Genomic DNA, 2,393 nt, shown 5'->3' with positions numbered 1-2,393 from the left:
AGGCCGTGGTCTACAACGACCGGGTGGAGGTCATCCGCAGTTACAAGAACACCTACCAGCCCGGCGAGTACCAGGTGAAACTGCTGGACCTGCCCTCGGCGCTGGACGACAACTCGGTGCGGGCCTCGGGGCAGGGCACGGCCGGGGTTAAGATCAATGCGGTGAAGATTGAATCCGTATTCTTAGACACCACCACCAACATTAAATACAAGGTGCTGGAGGATTCGGTGGACCAGCTTAAGGAGCAGGTCAAGGTCTACGACGACAGGTATTCCTTATTGCAGAAAGAAGCCGATTACCTGGAAAAGATCAAGAACGCCAGCACTGCGGTCAGCGCCGGGAGGGACTCCGAGAAACCCAAGGCCCCCAGCGTGGCCGAGTGGATGAACCTTTACACTTTCTACGATTCCCGCTACGAAGCCATCAACAAGGAGATGCGGGGGATAGAAAAAAATAAAAAATCGTTGCAGGCAAAACTTGACGCTTTGCAAAAGAGGCTGAACAAGATCGCCGGCACCGCCAACCTGACCAAGAAGAATGTCACCATCAACTTCCGGGTGCTGGAGGCCGGCACGCTGAACCTTAACCTGAGCTACATGATGCTGGGCGCATCCTGGCATCCCCAGTACGACATCCGGGTATCGCCGGACGATAAAAAGGTGGAATTCACTTATTATGGTGTGATCTATCAGAACACCGGCGAGGATTGGAAGGACGTCAAGGTGACGCTGTCCACCGCCCAGCCCTCGGTCTCGGGCTCCATGCCGGCGCTTTCGCCCTGGTATGTGGATGTTTACCAGCAGTATTACCAGAAGGGCGTGGCGGCCAAGAAGGCCAAACAGAATGCAAGTTACGGGGCGCAGATGGCTCCGGCTCCGGCAATGGAACAGGAATCATACATCCAGGTCAGAGCCGATGTTACATCCACTACCAAGACAGTTTCATCAATGGAACTCTCTACTTCGGAAGTAGATTTCTCCGGCACCTCCTACGTCTTCGTGACCCCCGGCGACAACAACATCCCCTCGGACGGCGAGCCCCACAAGATCCCGATAGCCTTCGAGACCCTGGAGGCCGAGTTCGAGTACTCGGCCGTCCCGCGTATCAAACAATACGCCTACCTCAAGGGCAAGGTCAAGAATACCACCGAATACCCCTTCATCGCCGGGGACATCAACGTCTTTTTCGGCAACAACTTTGTGGGCACTTCGTCCATCAACTCCATCATCCCGTCGGAGAAGTTCGACGTTTCGCTGGGGATAGACGAAGGCCTGAAGATAACCCGGCAGAAGGTGAAGGACCTGACCGAGGGCACCAAGAAGATCAAGCGGACCTACGGCTACAAGATCACGGTGAAGAATCTGAAGAAGGACAAGAACATCATCACAGTCAACGAGCAGTACCCGGTCTCCAAGAACGACAAGATCAAGGTGAAGCTGGTGTCGCCCAAGTTCGATTCCCCCGAGGCCGAGTTCGGGGTCAAGGAAAAGGCCAACGGGATGATTGAGTGGAAGTTCCAGATAGAGCCTCAGGGCAAGCAGGAGCTGGAACTGGAGTACATCATAGAATATTCCTCGGACACCAGCATCCAGGGGCTATAGTTACAGCGAATTAATATTAACCGCTAAGCCGCTAAGAACGTAAAGAAAATAAATACCTTAGTGCCTTCGCGTCTTTGCGGTTCAGAAAGAATAAGAAAACACTTAGAAATGAAGAACAACAGAACAATCGTAACTCTCGGCAAAAGAACTATCAAGGCCGAGGCCCTGGCCCTGAGCGAGATGGCCGGACGGATGGGCCCCGAGTTCCCCCAGGCGGTGGAACTTCTGCTGGCGGCCAAGGGCAAGGTCATCATCACCGGAGTGGGCAAGTCGGGCCTGATCGGCCAGAAGATAGCGGCCACCCTGACTTCTACCGGCACCCCGGCCTTTTTTCTGCATCCCACCGACGCCCTGCACGGCGACCTGGGCCTGGTTTCCAAGGGGGACGTGGCAGTGATCATCAGCAAGAGCGGCGGCACCGACGAGCTGTGTGAACTGCTGACCGTGTTGAAAAGGGTGGGGATCAAGATCATCGCGCTTTTGGGCAAGACCGACTCGGCCCTGGCCGCCCAGTCCGATGTAGTGCTGGACGTGGCGGTGAAAGAGGAGGCCTGCCCCCACGACCTGGTGCCTACCAGCAGTACCACCGCCGCCCTGGCCATGGGCGATGCCCTGGCCGTGGCCCTTTTGGACCAAAGGAACTTCACGCCTGAGGACTTTGCCTGCTTCCATCCCGGCGGGGGGCTGGGCAAGAAACTTCTGCTCCGGGTCTCCGACCTGATGCAGAGCGGCAAGGATGTGCCCGTGGTCAAGCAAAGCGCCAGCATGAAGGATGTGATCCTGGAGATGACC

Annotated in this window: 2 protein-coding genes; both read left to right on the top strand. The window is 56.2% G+C overall.

The genetic code is table 11. From position 1 onward, the window contains the following. Positions 1–1,601 (top strand): mucoidy inhibitor MuiA family protein (locus tag Q7U71_08065; GenBank protein MDO9391712.1); only part of this gene is annotated, 1,601 nt, incomplete at its 5' end. A 108-nt stretch (positions 1,602–1,709) separates the two neighbouring features. Next, a partial coding sequence (locus tag Q7U71_08060) for a KpsF/GutQ family sugar-phosphate isomerase (GenBank protein ID MDO9391711.1) occupies positions 1,710–2,393 on the top strand: 684 nt, incomplete at its 3' end.

The organism is bacterium, from assembly GCA_030655055.1.
Classification (GTDB): Bacteria; Edwardsbacteria; AC1; order AC1; family EtOH8; genus UBA5202.
Note: the sequence above shows the minus strand (reverse complement) of the source record. Positions and strands in the feature narration are given on the sequence as shown.